The 7,225-nt window shown below is 54.4% G+C and carries 6 protein-coding genes; 2 read left to right on the plus strand and 4 right to left on the minus strand.

From position 1 onward, the window contains the following. Window positions 1-170 precede the first annotated feature (170 nt). The gene (locus PLA23_RS08580; protein ID WP_324474870.1) at window positions 171-2,426 is read left to right on the plus strand and encodes a GmrSD restriction endonuclease domain-containing protein; all 2,256 of its coding nucleotides are present in this window, start codon (window positions 171-173) and stop codon (window positions 2,424-2,426) included. Beyond that, the gene (locus PLA23_RS08585; protein WP_324474872.1) at window positions 2,423-5,572 is read left to right on the plus strand and encodes a type I restriction endonuclease subunit R; all 3,150 of its coding nucleotides are present in this window, start codon (window positions 2,423-2,425) and stop codon (window positions 5,570-5,572) included. Before PLA23_RS08580 ends, PLA23_RS08585 begins: the two co-directional genes overlap by 4 nt. A 40-nt stretch (window positions 5,573-5,612) precedes the next feature. On the opposite strand, the gene PLA23_RS08590 is transcribed toward PLA23_RS08585, so the two are convergent. From PLA23_RS08590 to PLA23_RS08605, 4 genes are all read right to left on the minus strand, one after another. Further along, complete coding sequence (locus PLA23_RS08590; RefSeq protein ID WP_324474873.1) at window positions 5,613-6,044, minus strand: hypothetical protein; 432 nt, start codon at window positions 6,042-6,044, stop codon at window positions 5,613-5,615. Between the two features lie 70 nt (window positions 6,045-6,114). Beyond that, window positions 6,115-6,237, minus strand: coding sequence for a hypothetical protein (locus tag PLA23_RS08595; RefSeq protein ID WP_007315705.1), 123 nt, complete (start codon window positions 6,235-6,237; stop codon window positions 6,115-6,117). Window positions 6,238-6,278: 41 nt separating this feature from the next. Further along, window positions 6,279-6,782: a hypothetical protein gene (locus PLA23_RS08600; RefSeq protein ID WP_324474874.1), complete on the minus strand. Its 504-nt coding sequence runs from the start codon at window positions 6,780-6,782 to the stop codon at window positions 6,279-6,281. Between the two features lie 139 nt (window positions 6,783-6,921). After that, window positions 6,922-7,225 (minus strand): hypothetical protein (locus PLA23_RS08605; RefSeq protein ID WP_324474875.1); only part of this gene is annotated, 304 nt, incomplete at its 5' end.

Genomic DNA, 7,225 nt, shown 5'->3' on the forward strand with positions numbered 1-7,225 from the left:
CAAATCCTCGAAAAATTTGTAATTTTATCAAGTACATTCTTTCAATTACTGAAAATAATAAAGAACAAAAATATCACTCTTCAACGCACCCGCGATCTCCTCCTTCCCAAGCTCATCTCCGGTGAGCTGGACGTTTCTGAACTGGACATCACAATCCCCGAGGAAAATACATGAGTGAAACGGTCTTCAAACAGGTAAATTACACATTGAGTTCTCTTGTTGATAGCATCGAACTGGGCAATATCGGTCTTCCTGATATCCAGCGCCCGTTTGTCTGGAAGAATGCAAAGGTCAGGGACCTGTTCGATTCAATGTATCGGGGCTATCCGGTCGGGTACCTGCTCTTCTGGCAAAATGCCCTGTCTGAAGGCGTACGAACCATCGGCCTCGACAAAAAACAGAGGGCGCCAGGTCTCCTCATCGTTGACGGCCAGCAACGGTTGACGTCCCTCTATGCCGTGGTGAAAAGGATCCCTGTCACCCGTGCAAACTTCCAGAAAGAGCAGATTCGAATCGCCTTCAACCCGTTACAGGAAAAATTCGAGGTTACGGATGCCGCGATCGAGCGGGACAAATCCTACATCCCTGACATCTCGATTCTCTGGAGCAAAGACACTGACATGTTCGAAGTGGTGGACAATTACCTCTCCGAACTGAAAAAGTCCCGGGAAGTCACCAGCGAGGAAGAGAAGAAAATCAAGAAAAGCATCTCAAAACTCCAGAACCTCCTCTCTTTCCCTTTCACCGCCCTCGAACTCTCGCCAGAGATTGGAGAAGAGGATGTCGCCGACGTCTTTGTCCGCATCAACAGCAAGGGCACACCTCTCAACCAGTCCGATTTCATCCTGACGCTCATGTCGGTATTCTGGGATGAAGGAAGATCTCAACTGGAGCAGTTCTGCAGGGATGCCCGCCAGCCTTCAATCAAGGGACCTTCACCGTTCAACTACTTCATCAAGCCAGAGCCCGATCAGATGCTCAGGGTCTGCGTGGGATTAGGATTCAAACGTGCCCGGCTCCAGTACATCTACTCCCTCCTGCGTGGCAAGGACCTGGACACCGGTCAGTTCAGCGACGAACGACGGGTTGCCCAGTTTGAGATACTGAAGAAAGCGCAGGAACGGGTGCTCAACCTCCAGTACTGGCATGACTTCATGCATTGTCTCCGGTATGCAGGGTTCCGGAGCGATAAAATGATCAGCTCCAGGAACACCCTGCTCTTCTCTTACGTCCTCTACCTCATGGGCAGAACCGAATACAAGGTGGAGGAATTCAGGCTCCGGAGGGTAATCGCCCGATGGTTCTTCATGGCCAGCCTGACAGGACGGTACACCAGTTCGCCCGAATCCGCACTGGAATTTGACCTCGCCCGTTTTCGTGAAGTGAAAGATGCGGAACAGTTCGTGAGCATATTGGAACGCGCCTGCGAACTTGCGATGCCCGAGGATTTCTGGACCATCACCCTGCCAAACGATCTCGCTACATCGTCGCCTCAGAGTCCGTCACTCTTTGCGTATCATGCTGCTCTCGTCCTCATAGAAGCAAAGGCACTGTTCTCCAATCAGAAAGTCGCGGATTTCCTCGATCATGTATCGCAGGGAACAAAGAGTGGTGTTGAACGCCATCACCTGTTCCCACGGGCATACCTCTCGAAAATCGGCATCACGGAAAAACGGGACATCAACCAAATCGCAAATTATACCCTCGTTGAATGGGGAGACAATATCAAAATTTCAGACCAATCTCCCGCAGAATACCTTTCAACCTTCAAAACCCGGTTCGGAAGAGATGAACTGAACCAGATGTATCAGTGGCATGCCCTTCCGGAAAACTGGGAGCAGATGCAGTACCGGGAATTTCTCGAAGCCCGGCGGGTGCTCATCGCTCGTGTCATCCAGAAAGCCTACCAGATCCTCACCGCTGAAAAGAAAGGGGAGATTGCACAAACCTCTGTGAGCATCGACAAGATGGTGGAGACTGGCGAATCAACCTATATCGAATTCAAATCCACGCTCAGGATGAACCTGCATACCGGAGTGAAAGATCCGAAAATGGAACTTGCGGTATTAAAGACCATCGCGGGCTTCCTCAATACCCATGGTGGAACCCTGATGATCGGGATATCTGATGACGGTACAGTCCTCGGTATTGCTGGCGAAGGATTCGAGAACGAAGATAAGATGAGTCTCCACCTCGTCAATCTGATCAAGGACCGGATGGGTCCGATATTCCTTCCCTTCATTCACATCCGGTTCGAGGACTACAAGGACAACCGGGTGATGATAGTGGAATGCACAAAAGCAAAATCGCCCGTATATGTGAAAGACGGAACCATTGAACGGTTCTACATCCGCACCGGGCCATCGACATCAGAACTTACGGCAAGTCAGATCCAGGATTACATTAAACAAAGGTTTAGTCCATGAAGCCCGGTCGAGGGAATGACTATTCCGAAGACGCGCTCGTTGAACAACCAGTCATTCACCTGTTTGAGGATCTCCACTGGAAAACCGCCAATTGCTATGATGAGACATTCCTCCCCGGAGGCGGATCACTCGGCAGGGAGACACCTGAGGAAGTGGTCCTGGTCAGACGACTCAAACCCGCACTGAAAAAATTGAATCCGGACCTGTCTCCGGATGTCATCGACCTCGCCATTGCGGAAATCACCCGGGACCGGAGCACTATGAGCCCGGTGAGTGCGAACCGGGAGATCTACCAGATGCTCAGGGAAGGGGTGCGGGTACAATACAGGAATCCGCAAGGGGAGTCAGTCACCGAGAACGTAAAGATCATCGACTGGAACAATCCGGAGAATAACAACTATTTTCTTGCATCCCAGTTCTGGGTCTCGGGAGACCTCTACAAGAGGAGGGCAGACCTTGTAGGATTCGTCAACGGGATCCCCCTCGTATTCATCGAACTGAAAGCCTCCCACAAGGACCTGAAGAAAGCATACAAAGATAATTTCCGCGACTATAAGACGAGCATCCCGCAACTCTTCTGGTACAACGGCATCGTCATCCTCTCGAACGGAAGCCGGAGTGTTATCGGGACCATCACCTCCGAATGGGAACACTTCAACGAATGGAAACGAATCAATTCGGAGGGAGAGGAAGGAATCGTCTCGATCGAGACCATGATTCGGGGGACCTGCGACAGGGAGAAGCTCCTCGACCTCATCGAGAACTTCACCCTGTTTGTGGAGGTCCCGGGCGGAACCGCGAAGGTCATCGCGAAGAACCACCAGTTCCTCGGGGTAAACAATGCCATTGAGGCCCTGAAAGGCATACGGGAGAATCAGGGGAGGCTTGGGGTCTTCTGGCACACCCAGGGGAGCGGGAAGAGCTACTCTATGATCTTTTTCTCCCAGAAAGTCCTCCGAAAATTATCCGGGAACTGGACCTTCGTCATCGTGACAGACCGGCTCGAACTGGACGAACAGATCTACCAGAACTTTGCGCATTCCGGCGCTGTCCGCGAAACCCAGGCAAGGGCAGAGAGCGGGGAGGATTTACAGCGTCTCCTCCGGGAAGACCATCGCTACATATTCACCCTCATCCAGAAATTCCGGACCGAAAAAGGGGAGACCTATCCCGTGCTCACCACCCGCTCGGACATCATCGTCATTGCTGATGAAGCACACCGGACCCAGTATGATACCCTCGCCTTGAACATGCGAACCGCCCTTCCCAATGCAGCGTTCATCGCCTTCACCGGGACTCCTCTCATCCAGACCGAGGAGAAGACCCGCGAGGTCTTCGGCGATTACGTCAGCGTATATACCTACCGTCAGTCAACAGAGGACGGAGCGACTGTCCCGCTCTACTACGAGAACCGCATCCCCGAGCTTCAACTCACGAACCTGAACATCAACGAGGATATCGAGAAGATCATCGAGGCAGCAGAACTCGATCCAGAACAGGAGAAGAAACTGGAACGGGAGTTCTCCAGGGACTACCACCTCATCACCCGGGACGACCGGCTCGAACGCATTGCAAAAGATATCGTGACTCACTTCACCGGCCGGGGCTACCAGGGGAAGGCCATGGTGGTCTCCGTCGACAAAGCCACCGCGGTTAAGATGTACGACAAGGTCCAAAAATACTGGAAGGAACATCTTCGCAATCTGGAGGTCCAATATCGGACAGCCCAGGGTGAAGAGAAAGAAAGACTGGGTAATCTCATCAATTTCATGCATCGGACCGATATGGCAGTAGTGGTCTCCCAGTCCCAGAACGAGATCGAGGATCTCCGGGAGAAGGGAGTCGATATCGTCCCTCACCGGGCGAGGATGGTCCGGGAAGACCTGGCGACCAAGTTCAAGGATCCCGATGATCCGCTCCGGCTGGTATTTGTATGTGCCATGTGGCTGACCGGGTTCGATGCCCCCGCCTGTTCTACGATCTACCTGGACAAACCGATGAAGAACCATACCCTCATGCAGACCATCGCCAGGGCAAACCGGGTCTTTGGCGAGAAGAACAACGGGTTAATTGTTGATTATTACGGGGTATTCAAGGACCTGCAAAAGGCACTCGCCATCTATGCGCCGGTCGGAGCGGGAGATGATTCCACACCCATCAAAGACAAGGGACAACTCATTGCCTTGCTCAACCAGGTATTGCGTGAAACGCAGGCATTCTGCGAAGCTCACGGAATAAACGTCCAGGAAATCATCAACGCCCGCGATCTCCAGAAGCTGAAGCTCCTGGACGATGCGGTTGCTTCAATCATCGTAAACGATGCCTCAAAACAGACCTACCAACAATTGGCCTCAGATATTAAACGCCTCTTCAAAGCAATCAAGCCGGATCCAATAGCGAACGAACTTATTCCCCAGTGCATGTTCTATCTCGTCCTTTCAGCGAAAATCCGCGAGCTCACCCCAACACCAGATATCTCCGAAGTGATTTCAGAAATCGACAAACTCCTCGACCGATCAATAGCGGCCGAAGGATACATCATCCGACCTCCGGAACTGCTCGACTTGAGCCAGCTCGACCTCGACAAACTCCGGCAACGAATCGAGAAACAGAGGATCCAGCAGAAACGGATAGAACTCGAAAGATTGAGGAGCATTGTCGAGCGGAAAATCACCCAGATGGTCACAGTCAATCGGACCCGGATTAATTACCTCGAAAAATTCCAACAAATGATCGCCGAATATAACGCCGGGAGCCTGAACATCGAAGAACTCTTCAGACAACTGATGATTCTTTCTCGGGAACTCCAGGAAGAAGAGAGGCGTTCGATTCGCGAGAATTTGACCGAGGAAGAATTGACTGTTTTCGACTTGCTCACCAAGCCTGATATGCATCTCACCAAAGAAGAGGAGAACCAGGTCAAACGTGTGGTGAAGAAACTTCTCGAAACTTTGAAGCGAGAGAAACTCGTGCTGGACTGGAGGAAACGGCAGCAGACAAGGGCGACAGTCCGCGTGTGTATCGAGAATATCCTCGATCAGCTGCCTGACAAATACGATAAGGAAGTGTATCAGCAGAAATGCGATACTGTCTACCAGTATGTGTTCGACACCTATCCGACAGCGATCGCAACAGTATCAGGATAAAGCCAGATTGATTTTTTTAAGGAGGGATTAAGGAAAGGCTCTACCCTCCCCTCCCTCCACCCTTCACGAGCCCGTACTCGATCTCGTAAAAGGCATGCGGCACGGAGATGACGTACCGCATCTTCTTCTGCTCCTCTGCCTCGGCAATCTGCTTCAGGAGGGAAGCCTGTTCATCCGGCGGGTGCCCGGACAGCATCCACCGCTTCGTCTCGTCGCTCATCTTCCAGGACCGGGCCGGGACCGCCTCGGGAGGCGTTGTCACCGAGTCGTCGGCCGGGTCGAAGTACGCGATCACGTCGTCCCGGTGCGCCTCTGCCGCACACCGCATCGCCTCGGCAATCGTCTTCTCGACGACGGCCTCCTCCCGCTCCTCAACCGCCCGGCCCTTCTGCCTGTGCTGCCAGTAGGCGGCAATGGCCGCCACCAGCGCAACGAACAGCTCGAAAACCTGGATCAACTCGTTATCGACCATGCGAAAAGACCTCCTTTTCGGGGGAAAAGAAGCGGCCTGTAGGGAATAGAGGGAAGCGGGAACGGGGTGTTCACCGCCTCCCCTGGATCTGTTCCAGCCGGCTGTGCATCCCGGCGATCGCCCGGAGGATGGCAAAAAGCATCATCAGGCTCCCGAGGCACATGCCGAGGAGGAACAGGAGCCCGTCTTCCATGGCCCCTCCTCCCCCGGACAGGGGAATCGTGTGCTCCCCGTTCAGGCCAGTGCCGGCACCGTGTCCGCCCACTGCTCGACGAGCGAGAGGATCGAATCGCTCTCGTACGAGGTGATCCGGACTGCGTCGCGGGTGAACGTGAGGTAGTAGATCTCGCCGGACGGGTCGTGGCACCGGACCGTGACCGAGCAGGTCTCCCTGTCGGGCAGGTTCACGGGGTCGCCCCCCATCGCGGCGGAAATCTCCGCATCGGCGAGGAGCTCGGACTTCACGGTCGCAAAGGCTGCCGTCGTGGGTGCCCGGATGGAGATGGTCCCCACGGTTGCTGCCTCGTCGTCTTCGTAGGCGATACGGGCGCCGTAACTCTCCCGGGTCTTTGCGACCGGGGCCATCGTGACGCCTCCGACCTCGTACGGCGTGCACCCGAGCGGGTTTGCCGCAATCAGGGTGTTCACGATGGTGTTGACGGCTGCTGCGTCTGCGAGGGGTGCACTCAGGGTGCGGACCGCACTCTTCGTGACACTCTTCTGGACAAAGTCTGCCATGCTGCTGATACTCCTGCCCCCGGGATAACCAGGGGCAGAAAAAAGGAGGGAGGAGTATATAAAGAATTGAACGGCGGGTTTCCTATCGGAAAGCATATCTCCCGCGGAATGGCGATCCGGGGAGATCGGTGCGTTCCCGTCATGCATGGTCACGTGGCCGGGCCTCTCCCGCGAACACCGCTGCCTTCCTCGCTCTCCCCTCCAGCACGTCGATGACCCGTGCGAGCGGCGTAGTGTAGAGGACCGGCCCGATGAGAAAGTTCACCGCCCGGCCGGATGCCGAGAGCCGTGCGGTTCCCACCATATCCCCGGTCGAAAGGAGGATGGCACGGGAATCATCCGCGAGAACGGCGGCTATATCACCGAGCGGGATACAGAACCAGCGGGGTTCCCGGTCGATGTGGATAACCAGGTTTTCGCCCTCGATGATGATCCGCCCGGCC

Source organism: Methanospirillum sp., assembly GCF_035406105.1.
Taxonomy (GTDB): Archaea; Halobacteriota; Methanomicrobia; order Methanomicrobiales; family Methanospirillaceae; genus Methanospirillum.